The organism is Halorubrum cibi (genome assembly GCF_900182635.1).
In the GTDB taxonomy this organism is placed as follows: domain Archaea; phylum Halobacteriota; class Halobacteria; order Halobacteriales; family Haloferacaceae; genus Halorubrum; species Halorubrum cibi.
Genome location: NZ_FXTD01000004.1, coordinates 214,417 through 232,551, shown reverse-complemented (window position 1 = coordinate 232,551; position 18,135 = coordinate 214,417). Strand labels below are relative to the sequence as shown.

General features: G+C 65.7%; 16 protein-coding genes. 10 read left to right on the top strand and 6 right to left on the bottom strand.

All coding sequences use genetic code 11. The annotated features are described in order from the left end of the window. Window positions 1–61 precede the first annotated feature (61 nt). The gene (locus FN829_RS07070) at window positions 62–2,251 is read left to right on the top strand and encodes an ATP-dependent DNA helicase (protein WP_142986284.1); all 2,190 of its coding nucleotides are present in this window, start codon (window positions 62–64) and stop codon (window positions 2,249–2,251) included. A gap of 38 nt (window positions 2,252–2,289) precedes the next feature. On the opposite strand, the gene FN829_RS07065 is transcribed toward FN829_RS07070, so the two are convergent. Together FN829_RS07065 and FN829_RS07060 are read right to left on the bottom strand one after the other, a co-directional pair. Next, complete coding sequence (locus tag FN829_RS07065; RefSeq protein WP_142986283.1) at window positions 2,290–2,649, bottom strand: DUF7473 family protein; 360 nt, start codon at window positions 2,647–2,649, stop codon at window positions 2,290–2,292. Window positions 2,650–2,705: 56 nt separating this feature from the next. Continuing rightward, window positions 2,706–3,266, bottom strand: a complete 561-nt coding sequence (locus tag FN829_RS07060; RefSeq protein WP_142986282.1) for a TATA-box-binding protein — start codon at window positions 3,264–3,266, stop codon at window positions 2,706–2,708. Window positions 3,267–3,817: 551 nt separating this feature from the next. Here FN829_RS07060 and rdfA point away from each other — a divergent pair. The 3 genes from rdfA to FN829_RS07045 all read left to right on the top strand — a co-directional run bounded on the left by rdfA (window position 3,818) and on the right by FN829_RS07045 (window position 7,461). Continuing rightward, window positions 3,818–4,429, top strand: a complete 612-nt coding sequence (gene rdfA / locus FN829_RS07055; protein ID WP_185955709.1) for a rod-determining factor RdfA — start codon at window positions 3,818–3,820, stop codon at window positions 4,427–4,429. Between the two features lie 46 nt (window positions 4,430–4,475). Further along, window positions 4,476–6,416, top strand: a complete 1,941-nt coding sequence (locus FN829_RS07050) for an archaea-specific SMC-related protein (protein WP_142986281.1) — start codon at window positions 4,476–4,478, stop codon at window positions 6,414–6,416. A gap of 142 nt (window positions 6,417–6,558) precedes the next feature. After that, complete coding sequence (locus tag FN829_RS07045) at window positions 6,559–7,461, top strand: HpcH/HpaI aldolase/citrate lyase family protein (protein ID WP_142986280.1); 903 nt, start codon at window positions 6,559–6,561, stop codon at window positions 7,459–7,461. 5 nt (window positions 7,462–7,466) lie between these two features. On the opposite strand, the gene FN829_RS07040 is transcribed toward FN829_RS07045, so the two are convergent. The 4 genes from FN829_RS07040 to FN829_RS07025 all read right to left on the bottom strand — a co-directional run bounded on the left by FN829_RS07040 (window position 7,467) and on the right by FN829_RS07025 (window position 10,921). Further along, complete coding sequence (locus tag FN829_RS07040; RefSeq protein WP_185955708.1) at window positions 7,467–8,288, bottom strand: IclR family transcriptional regulator; 822 nt, start codon at window positions 8,286–8,288, stop codon at window positions 7,467–7,469. 448 nt (window positions 8,289–8,736) lie between these two features. Then, window positions 8,737–9,555, bottom strand: coding sequence for an aldo/keto reductase (locus tag FN829_RS07035; protein ID WP_142986278.1), 819 nt, complete (start codon window positions 9,553–9,555; stop codon window positions 8,737–8,739). 94 nt (window positions 9,556–9,649) lie between these two features. Continuing rightward, window positions 9,650–10,333, bottom strand: a complete 684-nt coding sequence (locus tag FN829_RS07030) for a 4-carboxy-4-hydroxy-2-oxoadipate aldolase/oxaloacetate decarboxylase (RefSeq protein WP_142986277.1) — start codon at window positions 10,331–10,333, stop codon at window positions 9,650–9,652. Between the two features lie 141 nt (window positions 10,334–10,474). Further along, window positions 10,475–10,921: a universal stress protein gene (locus FN829_RS07025; RefSeq protein ID WP_221929826.1), complete on the bottom strand. Its 447-nt coding sequence runs from the start codon at window positions 10,919–10,921 to the stop codon at window positions 10,475–10,477. Between the two features lie 238 nt (window positions 10,922–11,159). On the opposite strand from FN829_RS07025, the gene FN829_RS07020 reads away from it, so the two are divergent. From FN829_RS07020 to FN829_RS06990, 6 genes are all read left to right on the top strand, one after another. Further along, a complete protein-coding gene (locus FN829_RS07020) occupies window positions 11,160–11,822 on the top strand; it encodes a hypothetical protein (RefSeq protein ID WP_142986276.1) in 663 nt (220 codons plus the stop codon). Window positions 11,823–11,984: 162 nt separating this feature from the next. Then, window positions 11,985–12,887, top strand: coding sequence for an ABC transporter permease (locus FN829_RS07015; protein WP_142986275.1), 903 nt, complete (start codon window positions 11,985–11,987; stop codon window positions 12,885–12,887). Continuing rightward, a complete protein-coding gene (locus FN829_RS07010) occupies window positions 12,888–13,931 on the top strand; it encodes an ABC transporter ATP-binding protein (RefSeq protein WP_142986274.1) in 1,044 nt (347 codons plus the stop codon). Beyond that, a complete protein-coding gene (locus FN829_RS07005; RefSeq protein ID WP_142986273.1) occupies window positions 13,928–14,992 on the top strand; it encodes an oligopeptide/dipeptide ABC transporter ATP-binding protein in 1,065 nt (354 codons plus the stop codon). The genes FN829_RS07010 and FN829_RS07005 overlap by 4 nt, the downstream gene beginning before the upstream one ends. 112 nt (window positions 14,993–15,104) lie before the next feature. Continuing rightward, on the top strand, window positions 15,105–16,103 hold the full coding sequence (locus FN829_RS07000; RefSeq protein WP_142986272.1) for an ABC transporter permease: 999 nt from the start codon (window positions 15,105–15,107) through the stop codon (window positions 16,101–16,103). A gap of 141 nt (window positions 16,104–16,244) precedes the next feature. Continuing rightward, a complete protein-coding gene (locus tag FN829_RS06990; RefSeq protein ID WP_185955707.1) occupies window positions 16,245–18,077 on the top strand; it encodes an ABC transporter substrate-binding protein in 1,833 nt (610 codons plus the stop codon). Window positions 18,078–18,135: the final 58 nt, after the last annotated feature.

The following is an 18,135-nucleotide window of genomic DNA, read 5'->3' as shown; positions in this document are numbered from 1 at the left end:
GATCGACCACTTCCGCCGAGGTACCCCACCCCTTTTGCCCGATGCCGACGAAGCCGCGACCGTGTCAGAGTCGCCGCACCTTCGGTTCTTCCCCTACGAGGAGCCGTACCCGAACCAGCGCGAGGCGATGGATCGAGTCGCCAACGCGCTCTCTCGGGGCCAAGACGTGCTGTTCGAGGGCGCGCCGGGGACGGGGAAGACCCTCTCCGCGCTCGTTCCCGCGCTCGAGCACGCACGAGAGAACGACCGGACGGTCGTCATCACGACGAACGTCCACCAGCAGATGCGCCAGTTCGTCGAGGACGCGCGGGCGATCACGCGGACCGAACCGATCCGCGCGGTCGTCTTCAAGGGGAAGTCCTCGATGTGTCACATCGGCGTCGACTACCAGGAGTGTCAGACCCTCCGGGACGCCACCCGCTCGATGGTGGAGACGGAGTCCGAGAAGCGCGAACTCGAGCAGCGCCAGCGCGAACTCCTCGCGGAGAGCCGCGAGGGCGACGCGGGGGCCGCGGAGGCCCGCGAGGCGATCATGGACGAGCTCGACGACCTCGAGGACGAGATCGACGAGTTCGAGTCGGCCAACGTCTGTGAGCGCTACCACAACAACCTGACGCGGGACACGGACGGCTTCTTCGAGTGGCTCTTCGAGGACGTGCGGACCCCAGAGGACGTCTACGACTACGCCGAGGAGCGCGACCTGTGCGGCTACGAGCTGTTGAAGGAGGGGATGGAGGGCGTCGACCTCGTCGTCTGTAACTACCACCACCTGCTCGATCCGAACATCCGCGAGCAGTTCTTCCGGTGGATCGACCGCGATCCCTCGGAGATAATCACCGTGTTCGACGAGGCGCACAACGTCGAGGACGCCGCCCGCGAACACGCCTCCCGGTCGCTCACGGAGAACACCCTCGACGCCGCCCTCGAGGAGCTCGCCGACAGCGACGACTCCCGCGCCGAGCCCGCCGAAAACGTGCTCTCGGCGTTCCGCGACGCCCTCGTCGACGCGTACGACGGGGCGCTCGGCTTCGGCGCGCGCGAGTCCGTCGGCGAGGGCTGGGAGGACGTGTCGATCGCCAACGACGACCGCCGCGACGACCTCACGCTCGCCTTCCTCGAGCGGTACGAGGGCCGGGGAATCGACGCCGAGCTCGAGTTGGCCGTCCAGCTCGGGAAGGCGATCGACGAGGAGTACGAGCGGGCCTACCGCGAGGGCGAGGTGACGAGCCGGGCGGAGTGTCGCACCCTCCAGGCCGCCCGGTTCGTCTCGACGTGGATGGAGGAGGGGACCGCGCTCGGGCAGTACCCGGTGGTCTCCGTGCGCCGCGACGGCGGCACCGACGAGGTGTACGGGCGCGCCGAGCTCTACACCTGTATCCCGCGTTCGGTCACCTCGGCGCTGTTCGATGAGGTCGCCGCCTCGGTGCTGATGAGCGCGACGCTCCGCCCCTTCGACGTGACCGAGGACGTGCTCGGCGTGGAGGACGTCGCCACCCTCGCGTACGGGATGGGGTACCCGGCGGAGAACCGGCGGACGTTCGCGGTCGACACGCCGCCGCTTTTCGCCTCCGAGCGGAACGACCCGGAGACCCAGGAAGCGGTGGCCGGGCTCCTCCGCGACGCGATCCGGTTCACACCGGGAAACACGCTCGTCTTCTTCCCCTCGTACGGCGAGGCCGAACGCTACCACGAACGGCTCGGCGGCGACGGCGGCCTCGCGGGCGCGGACCTCGGCTCGCTGTACCTCGACGGCCCCGCCGAGGACGAGGAGGAGCTGCGTCGGCGGTTCGTCGCGAGCGACGACGCCGCGCTCTTCACCTCGCTGTGGGGGACGCTCGCGGAGGGGGTGAGCTTCGACGGCGACGACGCCCGGACGGTCGTCGTGGTCGGCGTCCCGTACCCGCACCTCTCGGACCGGATGGAGGCGGTTCAGGACGCCTACGACCGGGCGTTCGCCGACCGCGACCGCGCCCGGGACCCCGGTTGGGCGTACGCCGTCGAGATCCCGACGGTCCGGAAGACGCGGCAGGCGATCGGCCGGGTGATCCGCGGCCCGGACGACTTCGGCGTTCGGATCCTCGCCGACCGGCGGTACACGACCGCCGACATGGGAAAGTACTCCGTGCGCGGGGCGTTCCCTCCCGAGGAGCGCGAGGAACTGCTCGACGTCGACCCCGAGAAGCTGAAGTTCGCGACGTTGAACTTCTACGGCGATCACGACGCCTACGAGGGGTCACCGCCGCAGCCGTGAACGGCCGTCTCAGCCGGCATCGAGGGCATGAAGCCGGGTCACGCCGGACGCGTCGAGAGCAGCAGGGCGATCCCGCCGAGAACGACCCCGACGAGGATCGTGACGGCGGCGTGGATAACGGTCATGACCGCGACGACCCGCGGCGGCTGCTCGTAGCTCCACTTGAACATGACGGCGTCGAGGGCGAACGCGACCGTCACGGTCACGGCCGCCGGGACGGCGAACCCACCGCCGACGACGCTGACGACGGCGGGGAGCGGACCGACGTACAGCGCGCGCCGCGGGTCGACGTCGCCGAGGACGTTCCGGGCGGCCACGTGGGCGGTGACGGAGAGGAACAGCGCGAAGGTGACGGTCGTCACGAGCACCGACAGCGGCGTCACCGTCTGAGCGGGCATACCCGGCGTAGGCGGCGGAGGCTAAAAGGGCCGACGGGATCCGGACGCGCGTCGCGTCACTCGAGGAGGCCGAGCCCCGACAGCTCCTCGACGATCACGTCGACGGCGGCGGCCGCGTCGGACGGGTCGGTTCCGCCGGTGACGACGAGCTTGCCGCTGCCGAAGAGCAGGGCGACGACGTCGGGCTCGTCGATCCGGTAGACCAGTCCGGGGAACTGCTCGGGCTCGTACTCGATGTGCTCCAGCCCGAGTCCGATGGCGATCGCGTTGAGGTTGAGGCTCTCGCCGAGATCGGCGGAGGTGACGATGTTCTGGACCGTGATCTCGGGGTCGTCCTCGATCGGGATGTCGAGCGCGCGGAGCTTCTCGAAGACGATATCGAGGCTCTCGTGGACCGCTTCCGTCGAGTTCGCGCCGGTACAGACGATCTTTCCGGAACGGAAGATGAGTGCCGCCGACTTCGGCTCCGCGGTCCGGTAGACGAGTCCGGGGAACTGCTCGGGGTCGTAGTCCGCCCCCTCGAGGTCCATCGCGACGCTCTGAAGGTCGAGTTCCTGTCCGATCCCGGTAGAGGCGACGACGTTCTCTATCGTGATCGTGTCCTTCGGGTCGGCCATTCTTCCGAAAGTATGGCGGTCAGGGTTTTAAAAAGGTCGGTAGCCGGGAACGCCGACCGCGTCGGCGGGTCCACGGACGATCCAGAATTATCAATATAATTTGATACACTTTTTTCTGATACGTTATAGACAGAGAGATCGCCGGCTGACTATCCGGACGATGCCGGCGACGCCACCGACACCATCGACGACGCCACCGACACCAGCGGTGACACTTCCTCCGAGAACCGATCGGATCGTTAGCGTTCGAGAGAAGTGTACTGATATCGTCGAAGAAACGGATTTCTGGCCGGTTCTACGATCGAGTGGGATCACCGGACACGAATCGGTAGGACCGAACCCTCGAACGTGCCGGCGGAGTACGCTTTCCACTCCGCGAGGTTCGATCGGCTGTCACCTGAACGCCGATCGGGTGTCGAAGTAATGTATGTCTTAGTAATAGTCGATTGAATAGTACGATATCGTATGTTTCAGATCCGGCACGGTCGACCTTCGGCGGTCGAGTCACTTTACATCAGTACTTTTGTAAAGCAAAAGGTCGGATCGGGCGTATGGACGACGCCGGATCCGGTTCGACGAGCAAGGTCGAGCGGATGATCGAGAAATACGACCTCGAGGGGCTCGGTACGGAGCTCGAGGCGGCCTGGACGGCCGAGGACGGCGAACGGACCAGCCTCCGGTCGCTCGCCGAGGAGTTCAACCGAACGGTTCTCGGAACCGCCATGCGGGAGGCCGGCGGATCGGTAACGCAGTCCGACGTCGAGAGCGCCCATCGGACGCTCACCGCCGATGACGTCCCACGATCGGAGACGCTCCGGACGCGGCGGGAGCTCGAACGACGCGGGGTCGACGTGGACGCCGTCCTCGAGGACTTCGTGAGCCACCAGACGGTCCACACCTACCTCACGACCGATCGGAACGCCCGTCCGCCGGAGGGGAACGGGAACCGTCTCGACGAGCGGCGAGAGACGATAGAACGACTCGCGGGGCGGACGGAGGCGGTCGCCGACTCGGCTGTCGATTCGCTCGCGGACGCGGACGAACTCGCCGACCGCCCGTACGAGGTGTTCGTGGACGTTCGAGTGACGTGCGGCGCTTGCGGAACCGACTACCGGGTGGGAGAGCTGCTCGAACGGGGCGGGTGCGGTTGTGCGACCGAGTGACGACGAGACACAAGTATTTACCGACGGGGGAGTGTGTGCGTACACGATGTCACGGAGTGAAGTGGCGCTGGAGTCCGTTCATGTACGCGCGCGGAACATCGGCGGGATCGACCGGACCACGGTCGACCTCTCTTCCGGCGTGACCCTGTTACGCGGGCGAAACGCCACGCATCGGTCCTCGTTCCTACAGGCGATCATGGCGGGACTCGGAAGCACTCGCCCCTCGCTGAAGGGCGACGCCGACGAGGGGGAGGTAACGATCGACGTCGACGGTGAGACGTACTCGCGGACGCTGACGCGACGGGACGGGCGGGTCGTCTTCGAGGGGGATCCGTACCTCGACGACCCGACCGCCGCGGACCTGTTCGCGTTCCTGCTCGGGGATAACGAGGCACGGTCGGCCGTCGCACGCGGAGAGGACCTCCGGGAAGTGATCATGCGCCCGATCGACGTGGACGCGATCGAAGCGACCATCGAGGAGCGAACGCGCGAGCGGAACGCGGTCGACGATCGCATCGCGGAACTCGAGGGGATCGAAACGGAGCTGCCGCGGCTCGAATCGGAACGGAACGACCTCCGCGAACAGCTCGATCGGAAACGGACGGAACTCGAGGAGGTGGAAGACGCCATCGAGCGGGCGGACGCCGACATCGAGGAGAGCCGCGAGCGACGCGAGGAGATCGACGACGCGTTCGAAACGGTTCGACGGGCACGATCGGAGCTGGAAGACCTTCGATTCGAGCGCTCGACGGAGGAGGCGACCGTCGAGGAACTCGAGACGGAGCGTACGGAACTCGAGTCCGAACTCGAGCAGGTCGATGTACCGGAGACCGATCCGGATCGGATCGACGACCGCATCGACGATCTACGTGAACGGAAGCGAGACCTCGACGACACGCTCGGGGAGCTTCGGAGCGTCGTCAATTTCAACGAGGACATGTTGACCGACGGGAAGCTCGACGTCGATCTCGGCGACGAACGCGAGGACACCGACGAGGAGGTGACCGACGCGCTGGTCACCGACGGGGATCGGACCGTCTGCTGGTCGTGTGGGTCACGGGTCGAGCGGGCCGCGATCGAGGAGACGATCGAGCGGCTTCGGAGCCTTCACGAGGAGAAGCTCTCCGACCGGAACGAACTCCAGACGCGGATCGATGACCTCTCCGAACGCCGGTCGACGGTCGTCGATCGGACTCGCGAGATCGAGAGGGCGGAGGATCGGCTGTCCGACGTGATCGCCGAACTCGAACGGTGTCACGCACGGATCGACGAGTTGAACGCGGATATCGACGAAAAGGAGGCCGAGATCGAGAGGTTGGAATCGGAAGCGCGGAACACCGGCGGTCCCGACTACGACGAGGTCATCGGGCTCCACCGCGATGCCACCGAACTCGAACTCGAAATCGATCGGCTCGAGACCGAGATGGAGGAGGTCGACGACGAGATCGACGAGGCGGAAGCGTCGATCGGAGAGCGGGAGCGCCTCGAGGACGAGCGCGAGACGCTCACGGAGGAACTGGTCGACCTCCGAACGCGCGTCGACCGCATCGAGGCGGACGCGGTGGAGTCGTTCAACGAGCACATGGCCGCCGTCCTCGACATCCTCGAGTACGACAACATCGAGCGGATCTGGATCGAACGACGGAAACGAAACCCGAGCGGGGCGGGTGCCGTTCGAACGGAATCGGAACTCCACGTCGTCCGGTCCAACGACGAGGGCACGAGCTATCAGGACTCCGTGACGCATCTCTCCGAAAGCGAGCGCGCCGTGACGGGGCTGGTGTTCGCGCTGGCGGGATACCTGGCACACGAGGTGTACGAGGACGTCCCGTTCGTGCTGCTCGATTCCCTCGAGGTCATCGACGCCGACCGGATCGCGCGCGTGGTCGAGTACTTCGAGGAGTACGCCGAACACCTCGTCGTCGCTCTCCTCCCGGAAGACGCTGCCGCGCTCGACGACGGCTACGACGTCGTCTCCGACATCTGAACGGTCGCCGTTCGCGAGTGGGCCGCGAATACGGGAACGGCGGGCGGTGGGATCGGACGCGAACGAACGGCGGGCGGCGCGATCGGACGCGAATATTCGTCGCGCACGTGGATTTTTACATCGGGGTGTGGATCCGATAGCTATGAACCTCAGGCGCACGCTCCTCATCACGCCCGCTTCGGACGAGGACTTGATTCGAAAGGGTCGCACGACGGACGCGGACGCGCTGTTCCTCGATCTGGAGGACGCCATCCTCTCGGAACGAAAGGATCGAACTCGGAGCGATCTCGTCGAGTTCCTCGCCTCGGATCCCGACGTGGACAAGTCGATCGCCGTGCGGATCAACGCCGTCACCACGCGGTGGTGGTACGACGATCTGATCGAGACCGTCACCGCGGGCGGAGACCGCATCGACAGCGTCATCGTCCCGAAGGTCTCGAAGGTCGAACAGCTCCACGCCGTCGACCTGTTGTTGCGGCAGGTCGAAGTGAACGCCGGGGTGGAGACGGGGGAGATCGGCCTGATTCCACAGCTCGAGAGCGCGACGGCGGTCAACAACGCGACGCGGATCGCCCGGTCGGTGGATCGGTTGACCGCGCTCCTGTTCGGTCCCGGTGACTACGCGGCGAGCATCGGAGTCGGAGAGACCGGAGGGGAATCCGAGCCGGGACAACACTGGGAGTACGCGCGTTCCCGAGTGGTGAACGCGGCGAGGGAGGTGGGGATCCAGGTGATAGACGGGATGTATCCCGAAACGGGCGACACGCAGGGGTTCCGAACGGCGTGTCAGCGAAGCCGTGCACTCGGATTCGACGGGAAGACGGTCGTTCACCCGAACCAGATCCACATCGCGAACGAGATCTTCACGCCGAGTCCACAGGACGTCCGACGCGCACGCCGGATCTACGAGGCGTACACCGCGTCCGATCACGACGAGCGAGGGACCATCGAGATCGACGGACAGGTGATCGACGAGGAGACGTTCGAGATGGCCAGAGAGATCGTCGAGAAGGCGACCGAGGCGGACGAACTGTCCGACCTCTGAGGGGCTCAGTTCGAGTGGACGTGCCAGGAGTGTTTCGGCGAGAACGTCGCGTGGGAGTCGTACCAGGAGGTGAGCGAGAGTTCGACGCGCTCGACCGCTTCGAGCAGGCGGTCGCCCGCCGAGAGCGGGCTGGCGGCGTCACCCGGGACCGTCACCGTCAGTGCGCCCATGACGGTGCCGTCCCGACGCGAGAGCGCGCCCGCGAACGTTCGATCGGAGCCTGTCGCACCCGTCTCGACCGCGTACCCGCGACGGTGGATGCGATCGAACCGGTCCCGGACCGCCTCGTCGATCTCGGAGTGAGTAACGGTCCCGTCGTCGTCGGGATTCCCGGCGTCATCGGCTTCTTCCCCGTCGTCGGAGTACTCTCCGTCGCTCCGTCCGTGCTCGGCGAGCATCACCGGCCCCGCGATCGACTCGGTGAGCGGGGTTCGTTCCCCGAGGTGTCGTTCGCGAATACCCGGATGGTACCCCTCCTGGGCGATCATCGTCGCGTCGTCGCCCTCCTTGAGGTAGAGACGAACCACGCCGTCGGTCTCGGCGGCCAGCGACTTCATCTCGATCCGCGCCGCCTGATACAGCGGTGACTGATCGCGGAGTCTGCCACCGAGCCGGAGGAGCTTCGTCGAGACGTGGTACTGCTTGTCGTGATGGGTCACGTACCCGCAGTCGACGAGCGTCGTCAGGTGGCTGTGGACCGTGCTCTTGCTCATATCGAGCGTCGTGGCGACTTCGGTGACGCCGGCGCCGTCCTCCTGCTGGAGGTGCTCCAGGATCGTGAGCGACTTCTCGGTGGTTCCCACCCGGTTCCGCGATGGTTCGGTCATACGTAACGATCGATCCATGGATACTAATCTGTTCGGATATGCTAAATCAGTGATGTGTGTCTCCCCGCGATCGGAGTCGATCGGGGACGAGGACGGCGAAATCGCGGTTCCGGAACCGCGATACCGCATGGTCGTTCATTATGATAGAACGAAATCGTGTGGTGGTTTCACAATCCATACTGGGATTCGGGACGTACGGACAGTGAAATGACTGTTCTCCGCTACAGGGACCGGATCGTCGGCTCGAGCGCCGCCGCCGAACCGCATGCGTTCAGATATGTTGAACACACCCACGGCAGCGCGGCGATAGCGGTTCGGCACCGCGGATCTGGAAGGACGTGGCGACGGGAGCGAGAACGGAGACTCGAAGCGGAGGTGGTGGAACGGGATCGGAGAAGACGGAGGCCCAACGTCGCCTTCGGTGGGACTCGGTCGGATTCGATCGCCGTCAGCCCGACCAGGCCGGGGCGTACGGCGGGTCGTACTGGCGGTCGCGTCGGTCGATCCCGTCGATCCGCTCTACGTCCGCCGCCGAGAGGTCGAGGTCTCGCGCGCGGACGTTGTCGGCGATGTGCTCGCGGCTCGTCGCCTTCGGGATGGGGACGACGCCCTTCTCGATGGCCCACGCGATACTGACGCGCGCCGGACTGACGCCGTGAGCGTCGGCGACCTCCGCGAGTTCGGGAACGTCGAGGACGCGTCCGTTCCCGAGGGGCGCGTACGCGACGAGGTCGATGTCGTGTGACTCACAGTACGACCGGAGCCGAGGCTGAGGGAGAAGCGGGTGTAGCTCCACCTGAAGCGCGTCGATCGGGACGGCGGACGCCTCGCGTGCCTCGTCGATCTGAGCTGGCGTCATGTTACAGACGCCGAGCCGGTCGAAGAGCCCCTCCTCGTGGAGGTCGGCGACGGCGTCGAACGTCACCTCCGGATCGTAGCCGTCGGCCGGCCAGTGGACGGCGTAGAGGAGGTCGACGCGGTCGACCCCGAGCCGGTCGAGACACGCGCGTGCGTTCTCCTTGACGCTCGTCGCCGAGTAGTCGTCGGTGAACTTCGGGTGTAACACCTTGGTGGCGAGGAAGACGTCCTCGCGGTCGACGTCGGCGGCGGCGATCCCCTCGCCGACGGGGACCTCGTTCCCGTACGCCTCCGCGGTGTCCACGTGTCGATACCCCTCCTCCAGTGCGGTCCGGACGCTCCGGACGCAGTCGTCGTGGTCCGTGACCCGGTACGTCCCGAGCCCCGGCGCAGGGATGTCCGCTGTCATGCGTCCGATTCACACATGCGGAACGACGATAGTAAGTGTTGTCGTGTGACAAACGGCGCGTGCCGTCGTGTGGCGAGGCGATCGCCGGTCCCGCTCAGACGTCGTCGGGCGAGTCCACCACGCGGACGTCGGCGTCGTCGATCATGTCGTGAACGCCGAGCAGGTCGGCCAGCGTCTCCCCGCCGTCGATCCGCTCGCGCAGGTCGGCCTCGTGGTCGGCGACGTCCGCCGCGGCCGCCGCGGTGGCGTCGGCCGTCTCACGTGGAACAACGGTGACGCCGTCCCGGTCGCCGACCACCACGTCGCCCGGCCGGACGGCGACGCCGCCGACGGAGACCGGTACGTTCACCGACCCGGGAGTCTCCTTCACCGCGCCCGCCTGCGAGACGGCCGCGGAGAACACCGGGAACTCGCTCTCCGCGAGGTGGTCCGTGTCCCGGACGTTCCCGTCGGTGACGACTCCGCCGAGCCCCCGTCGTTTCGCGTTGCGCGTGAGGAGCTCCCCCCAGACGGCCGCCCGACGCGACTCCGTGGCGACGACGAGGACGTCGCCCGGTTCGGCCAGGTCGGACGCGAGATGGACCATCGCGTTGTCGCCGGGCGGGACCCGGACCGTACAGGCCGGGCCACAGACCCTGACCTCCTCGTTTATCGGCCCGATCTCCGGGTCCATCGCCGTCCGTTCCCCCAGCGCCTCGTGAACGCTCGCGGAATCGGAGTCGTCGAGCGCGTCGATCGTTTCCCCGTCCGGCCGTTCGAAGTCCCTCACCACGACCATACCGTCGCGTTTCGTCGACGGGTCAAGAACGTACCGGCGGGTTCGCTCGCGAGAACGGGCACTTCGTCGTGAGAAGGGCGTTCGAAGGAACGCACTCGGAGGGGGAGCCTTCGGAGGAACGTCGAGTAACGGCCCGACCGATCAGTCCGTCATCACGGTGACGACGGGACAGTCGACGTCAAGCAGCACGTCCTGGGTGATGCTCCCGAACAGCGCCTTCCCGACGGGCGACCGGCGCCGACCGCCGAGCACGAGGAACCGTGGATCGACCTCGTTCGCGATCGAGACGATCTCATCGGACGGTTCTCCGACGGCCCCACGCGCGTCGATGCGGGCGGTGTCGGAGTCTGGGACGGCATCCCGAACCGCACGGCGAGCGAAGCGGGCGGCGCTCTCCTTCTCCTGGGTGATCGAGATGTCGTGAAATCGTTTCGAACTCTCGATGGTTTCCTTGTGGTCCTCGAACTCCGCTCGCGGAACGACGTGGAACGCGGTGACGGTGTCGTCGTATTTCTCCGCGAGCTCGTAGCCGAGCGGGATGACGCGGTTCATGGCCTCGGTCTCGCCGACAGCTATCAGAACGGTCACACCCGTGGTGATCGATCCCCCCTGTAATATAGATTGGCCCCGGGATCCCCACGAGTCCGCGTACTCTGGATATACGCCGTGAAGACCCCGTATTCAACGACTCCGTATTCGGAGGACGCCTGTGAGGAACCCGTCTCTGGAGGATCAAGGCGAACGTGGAATCCGCTACGTCCGCCGGTGTCGGGGCGATTCCGCTGCGGAAGCGTTTATGTGGGTACGGTGACCGGGTAGGGACACCATGTCAGCCGACAACTCGCTTTTCGCGTCCGGCGTCCTCACCACCCAGGGGGGATCGGTGACGCTCTCCGAGGGATTCGAGGAAGCGGTCGAAACGCACCTGTCGCGATTCGAGGGACACACGAACGAGGACTTCGTCGCCGAGATCGAGGCGGCCGTCGGCGACGACGTCGCGGTCGAACCGCTCGCGGCGCTCGGCGAGGAGGACCCGCGAACGATCGCCGAGCTGTGCGTCCTCGCCGAGCGCCTGGGGGCCGACGCCGAGACGGACGGAAACCCGATACAGCTGCTTCCGTCCCTGCGGCTGTTTCGAGACGACGACGTTCGGTCCGACGGCGCACCCGAGTCGTTCGTTCCCGTTCCCGCGACGCAGCTCCCGCAGCTGTTGCGGATCTACTCGCCGGCGCTCGTGTACGTGTGGCTCGACGACTCCGAGAAATGCGACCTCGCGAAACGCGACCTCGAGACGGTGTTCGAGCAACCACAGGACGTGATGCCGTTCGCGGTGTACGGCTCGGCGTACAAGGAGTTCCTCGACCGGGAGTACTCCCTGACCGCGGGTCCCGCGGTGTTGTTCACGCGTGACGGCGCGGTCGAGGCGCGACTGTACGGAGCCCACGGTCCCGGTACCATCGAGACGGAGCTCGAGCGACATCGGCGGTGAATCCGTCCGACCGGATCCGAGTCCGGATCGGGACCGCCGAGCCGTCCCGGACTAACGACCCCACCCACCCGAACTTTTATTAAGTATTGTGAGAAGCCGACATACACCCCACAATGGCGATAACGGAGAGTATACACACTATCGAGAGGTCCGCACAGACCGATGAGCATCGCTGACAAGGTTCACGCGTACCGCAATAGCGATCTCGCGATCATCGCGAGACGGGCGCTAGGGAACCTCCTGGAGGAGCGAATCACGAGGGCCGCCTTCGTGATCCTGGCGATCATCCTCGTCATGGGTCTGATCGGCCCGGCGATCGCACCGTACTCGTACAACACCCAGCAGACGACCGACGACGGGGACTTGATGCGCTACGCCGAGCCGTCGCTCGAGCATCCCCTCGGCACGAACGACCGCGGCGAGGACGTCCTCTCGCGACTGCTGTACGGGGCGCGCGCGACGCTGATCACCGGACTGCTCGCCGGCGGCCTGATGATGACGATCGGGTTGACGGTCGGGATGACGGCCGGATATGTCGGCGGACGGACGGAGAGTTTCCTCATGCGATTCGTCGACTTCATGTACGGGATCCCCTTCATCCCGTTCGCGATCGTTCTCATCACGTTCTTCGGGGCGGGATTCTACACCACGGTTGCCATCCTGGGACTCGTGCTCTGGCGGTTCATAGCCAGGGTGATACGATCCCAGGTGCTTCAGATAAACCAACGGCCGTACATCATGGCCGCGCGGGCGACCGGGGCGAGCACCCCGTGGATCATGCGGAAACACATCCTCCCGAACATCGCGAACATGGCCGCGCTGTTCTTCGCGATGGGGGTCGGCCTGGCGATCCTCGAGCAGGCCGGTCTCTCGTTCATCGGCGTCACCGACCCGTTCACGCCGACGTGGGGGATCATGATCCGGAACGCCAACCAAGCGGGTCGTATCGCTGAAGCCTGGTGGTGGACGTTCCCGCCGGGCATCATGATCGCGTTGACCGTGCTGTCGCTGTACCTCCTCGGTCGCGGATACGAGGGGAGCGGAGACGACGAGGTGGTTGTGTAAATGACGGACCCAATACTCGAGTTCGAAGACGTCGACATTCGCTACCGGACGGAGAAAGGAAACGACGTACACGCGGTCAACGACGCGTCGTTCTCGATAAACCGGCACGACTACTTCGGGCTGGTCGGCGAGAGCGGTTGCGGCAAGAGCACGATCGCGGACGCCATCGTGGGCGGTCTCGACGCCAACGGCGAAGTCACCTCCGGGACGATCCGGTACAAGGGCGAGGAGATCCAGGACTACTCCGAAAAGGAGTTCAACCAGAACGTCCGCTGGAAGGAGATCTCGGTCATTCCCCAATCGTCGATGAACAGCCTGGACCCGGTGATGAAGCTGAGCAACCAGGCGGTTGAGATGGCCAAATACCACACCGATCTCACGAAAACGGAGGCGATCGACCGGCTTCGCGAGCTGTTCGAGGTCGTCGGACTCTCCGAGTCGCGGATCCACGACTACCCGCATCAGTTCTCCGGCGGGATGCAACAGCGGGCGATCATCGCGTTCGCGCTGTACCTCCGGCCCAGCCTCATCATCGCCGACGAGCCGACGACGGCGCTGGACGTGATCATGCAGGACCAGATAATCGACTACATCAACGGCCTCAAAGACGACTGGGACATCAGCATGCTGATGATCACCCACGACATCTCGGTCGTCTTCGAGAACTGCGACTCGATGGCCGTGATGCACGGCGGGCAGGTCGCCGAGACCGGAAGCGTCGTCGACGTGTACGACAGGCCGCGTCACCCGTACGCGATCCTGTTACAGAACGCGTTCCCGGACGTCCGGTTCCCGGACCGCGAGCTGGCGGTCATCGACGGCCACCCGCCGCAGCTGCGCGGCGAGGTCGACTTCTGTACGTTCGCCGACCGGTGCCCGTGGGCCCAACCCGAGTGCCGCGAGGGTGCTCCCGACGCCCAGGCCGTCGCCGGCGACGACGACCATCAGGCCTGGTGCGTCCGGGCCGACGAGATGGAGGAACTGGCGGCCGAACACCTCGAGCCGAAGGCCGAGGAGGAGAGCATCCTGGGGGGAGGAGAATGAGCGCGACCGACCCCGTTCTCGAACTCGAGTCGGTGGATAAACACTTCCAGACGACGTCGAGTTTCGTCGAGTCGGTCAAGGAACGCATCTTCGGGGAGGGGCCGAAGCTGGTTCGCGCCGTCGACGACCTGGACATGACGCTCGAGCAGAACCAGGTCCAGGGCGTCATCGGCGAGAGCGGTTGTGGAAAGACGACGCTCCTTCGGACCGTGATGGGTCTGTACGACCCAACGGACGGCGACATCCGGTTCCAGGGGAAGTCGACGAGCGAGTTCGGCAAGGCCGACTGGAAGGAGTTCCGTCGGAAGGTCCAGATCGTGTTCCAGGACCCGTTCAACTCCCTGGACCCGAAGTTCAGCGTTCGGCGGACGATCGCCGAGCCGCTGGAGATACACGACATCGACTACGAGCGGTCCGACATCGAGGAGATGCTCGAGAAGGTCGGACTGACGCCCGCGAGCCAGTACATCCAGCAGTTCCCGAACCAGCTCTCGGGCGGGGAGAAACAGCGGGTCGCCATCGCCCGGGCGCTCATCACCGATCCCGAGGTGATCCTGGCCGACGAGCCGTCGTCGATGCTCGACGTCTCGACGCAGGCGTCGATCCTCAACCTGCTGAACGATCTGACCAGCGAGTTCGGCGTCTCGATGATCTACATCTCCCACGACCTCTCGACGGTCTCGTACGTCTGTGACGAGATCAACGTGATGTACCTGGGTCGGATCGTCGAAAAGGCCGAGACGCGAGAGCTGCTCTCGGACCCGAAACACCCGTACACGAAGGCGTTGATCCAGTCGATCCCGATCCCCGACCCGCACCACAAGCGCGAGCGGGCGACGATCGGTGGGGAGCCGGGCGACCCGATCGACATGCCGGAGGGGTGTCGGTTCAAGACGCGCTGTCCGGAGCGGATGGACGTCTGTGACCGGAAACCGCGAGACGTCGATCCGGACGGTGACGGGGAGCGTACGGTCGCCTGCCACCTCTACTACGATCACGAAGCGACGGCCGGTCAGGCGGACGAGCCGGCCGGGGAACACACTCCGGAGACACCGACATGACTCGATACGACCCGAGCACGAACACGCGAGCCGACGTGCAGCGACCGACGAACACCGTCGCGGACGGAGACGGCGACGACAGAGCGTGGCTCCGAGCCGGAGGTGAGCGTCCGTGAGCCGCCTGAGCTACTTCGTCCGCCGGACGGCGATAACGGCGGTGCTCATCTTCCTCGTGGCCTCGGCGCTGTTCTTCTTCTTCCGGGCGATGCCGGGAGACTACTCGTCGCTTCTGGTCCAACAGGGGATGAACCCCGAACAGATCGCACAGCTGCGGGCGGATTGGGGGCTCGACGAGCCGATATACGTCCAGTACTACGAGTACATCACCAACCTCTTCACCGGGAACGCGGGGCAGTCCTTCCGCTTCAGCCAGCCGGTCTGGGAGCTCGTGGCCCCGCGCATCCTGAACTCGTTCGTGCTCGTCGCGCCGGCGATCACCGCGACGTACATCGTCGGCGGACTCTTCGGCGCGTACATCGGTCGTCGCCGCGGGAGTCCCCTCGAGAAGTCGGGGATCATCTCGGTCTCGATCTTCCACTCGATCCCGGACTTCTTCCTCGGTATCATGCTGATCGCGCTGTTCTCCTCGACGCTGGGTATCTTCCCGACCTCGGGGATGCTCCCGCCGGCGGAGATGATCCAACTCGGAGACCAGCCGTACTGGCAGCGGTTCCTGATCCCGGAGTTCTGGAGACACTACACGCTGCCGTTCATGACGGTGCTCCTCTACTTCATGCAGTACCCGACGCTCATCATGCGCAACAGCGTCGTCGAGGTGAGCGACCAGGAGTACCTCCACTACCACCGGCTGAAGGGGCTTCCCGAGTCGAAGCTGCTCCGGAAGATCATCCGTCACGCCTCGCTGCCGGTCATCACGCTGTACCCGATCTCGCTCGCGGCGTCGATCAGCGGCCTCGTCCTCATCGAGGTCGTCTTCAACTGGCCGGGGATCGGCCAGCTGTTGGTCTCGTCGGTCCTGGCCCGAGACTTCCCCGTGATCCAGTTCGTGTTCCTCATCGCGGCCACCTGGGTCATCATCGGGAACTTCTTCGTCGATCTCCTGTACGGCGTGCTCGACCCGCGCGTGTCCGTCGCCGGCGACGAGGACTGACGGAGTCCGTTTCACCACCGACGGCCACGTTGGACCGTTCATGTGGTCGATTTCGGCCCGTAACGCGGGACGTGACGCAACGTACGTCAGAAATTCTAACTATCACAAATTTTTTAAATAGTTCCTTCGAACGCACAAGGTATGCCACCAAGTGGCAACCGCGTTGAAGGGGAGGGTATCGATCGCCGACAAGCACTGAAAGTCATCTCCGTGGCGTCAACCGCGGCGCTCGCCGGCTGTGGCGGGAACGGGTCGGGCGGCGACGGAAGTGGCGGTGACGGAGGCGGCGGCGACGGAAGCGGCGGCGACGGAGGCGGCGGCGGCAGCAGTCCGGAAGGGCTCGGGGAGCGCGTTCCCACGCTGACCTTCCAGTACTGGTCTGACCAGGGACCGCCGACGATCCTGTTCGAGGAGACCATCTCGAGCATTCAGTCGGTCGCATCCGACATCGGCATCCAAGTCGAGACGCAGCCAATGACGACCGCGGAGGGGATCACGGCGGTCAGCGACGACGTGCGCGACTTCCACCTAGCCGTGAACAGTCACGGACCGGACCCGGGTCGACTCGATCCCAACGGGCTGTTACAGTCCTACAGCATCGACAACGCCGGCTCGAACGGACAGTACAACCCGTCGAACTACGCGAACACGGAGTTCTCGAACCTCGCCGACGAGCAGGCGTCGATCGGGGTTCCCTCCGACCGGCGGGAGGTCGTCGGGGAGGCGATGAGCCTCTACTCGGAGGACCTGCCGTTCATCCCGACGATCGAGCGGCCGACGACGGCGGCGATCAACACGGACATGGTCGAACCGGTCGAGGCGGGCGGCGCGGGTCTCTCCGCGGTCAACTGGGCCGCGCTGGTCGAGTCGGGCGCGCAGACGACGAGCGGGACCGACACGATCCTGGCGAACCTGCCGGGCGAGTTCCTCACGAGCAGCTTCTACCCGACCGTCGGGGACACCGACTCGCTGGGGCTGTACACGCAGCTGACGCACTCGCCGCTGATGCTGTACGACTCCAACTACGAGCGGGTCCCCGTCCTCGCGGAGGACTGGGAGGTCTCGGACGACGGGACGGCGGTGACGTTCAACCTCCGCGACGCCACCTTCCACAACGGGGAGCCGGTGACCGCGAGCGACGTCAAGTGGACCTACGAGTTCCTGAGCGAGCAGTACCACAACGGTCCCTACCAGTGGACCGACCTCCCGGAGGAGCTGACCGTCGTGGCCGTCGACGAGACCACCGCCCGGTTCGAGACGCCGGAGCCGGCGCCGACGCTGGTGACCGCACAGCTGCCGACGTTCGGCGTGCTTCCGCGTGACGCGTACGTCGACGCCGGGATCGAGGAGAACCCGACGGACTTCGAGGACCCCATGATCGGCGCGGGGCCCTACGAGATCGCGACGTACAACAACCAGGAGAACATCGAACTCGTGCCCCACGACGGGAACCCGGCGTTCGACGTCGAGTCGTCGATCATCATGTCGATCTACGACAGCGTCTCCGCGGTCCGCCGGGCCTTCGAGAACGAGGAGCTCGCCATCGCGGTGACGCTGACGCCCGACGCCGGCCGGCAGATCAACGAGACGATGGGCGACACCGCACAGATCGTCAACGGGGCGGCGTTCCTGCCGTTCGGCATGATGCCGCAGATGTCGTACGCGCCCGGCATGCACCACGAGTTCCGCCAGGCGCTCTCTCACATGGTCGACCGGCAGGGCCTGAACGAGACGTACGCCTTCGGCGAGTCCGAGGAGGTGACGTACTGTACGTTCAACTCCCAACAGCACCCGTGGTACGACGAGGAGTACCTCAGCGAGGCCGGTCCGGAGACCCGCGACGTCGAGACCGCCCGGCAGGTCCTCGAGGACGCCGGCTGGGGCTGGGACGACGACGGCAACCTCTACTACCCCGAGGACGCGGACCTCGAGGCGTGGCCCGAGGGCGAGACGCCGAACCCGGATAACTTCTGACCGGCGTCGCGATCCGCGACGGTTTTTTTCGGTTCGGACGTCCGCCGAGTTCCGACGA

Excerpts from the sequence above, each read along its gene's own strand:
- FN829_RS07065 (WP_142986283.1), bottom strand. The coding sequence starts at position 2,649 with ATGCCCGCTCAGACGGTGACGCCGCTGTCGGTGCTCGTGACGACCGTC.
- FN829_RS07060 (WP_142986282.1), bottom strand. The coding sequence starts at position 3,266 with ATGGCCGACCCGAAGGACACGATCACGATAGAGAACGTCGTCGCCTCT.
- rdfA (WP_185955709.1), top strand. The coding sequence starts at position 3,818 with ATGGACGACGCCGGATCCGGTTCGACGAGCAAGGTCGAGCGGATGATC.
- FN829_RS07050 (WP_142986281.1), top strand. The coding sequence starts at position 4,476 with ATGTCACGGAGTGAAGTGGCGCTGGAGTCCGTTCATGTACGCGCGCGG.
- FN829_RS07045 (WP_142986280.1), top strand. The coding sequence starts at position 6,559 with ATGAACCTCAGGCGCACGCTCCTCATCACGCCCGCTTCGGACGAGGAC.
- FN829_RS07040 (WP_185955708.1), bottom strand. The coding sequence starts at position 8,288 with ATGACCGAACCATCGCGGAACCGGGTGGGAACCACCGAGAAGTCGCTC.
- FN829_RS07035 (WP_142986278.1), bottom strand. The coding sequence starts at position 9,555 with ATGACAGCGGACATCCCTGCGCCGGGGCTCGGGACGTACCGGGTCACG.
- FN829_RS07030 (WP_142986277.1), bottom strand. The coding sequence starts at position 10,333 with ATGGTCGTGGTGAGGGACTTCGAACGGCCGGACGGGGAAACGATCGAC.
- FN829_RS07020 (WP_142986276.1), top strand. The coding sequence starts at position 11,160 with ATGTCAGCCGACAACTCGCTTTTCGCGTCCGGCGTCCTCACCACCCAG.
- FN829_RS07015 (WP_142986275.1), top strand. The coding sequence starts at position 11,985 with ATGAGCATCGCTGACAAGGTTCACGCGTACCGCAATAGCGATCTCGCG.
- FN829_RS07010 (WP_142986274.1), top strand. The coding sequence starts at position 12,888 with ATGACGGACCCAATACTCGAGTTCGAAGACGTCGACATTCGCTACCGG.
- FN829_RS07005 (WP_142986273.1), top strand. The coding sequence starts at position 13,928 with ATGAGCGCGACCGACCCCGTTCTCGAACTCGAGTCGGTGGATAAACAC.
- FN829_RS06990 (WP_185955707.1), top strand. The coding sequence starts at position 16,245 with ATGCCACCAAGTGGCAACCGCGTTGAAGGGGAGGGTATCGATCGCCGA.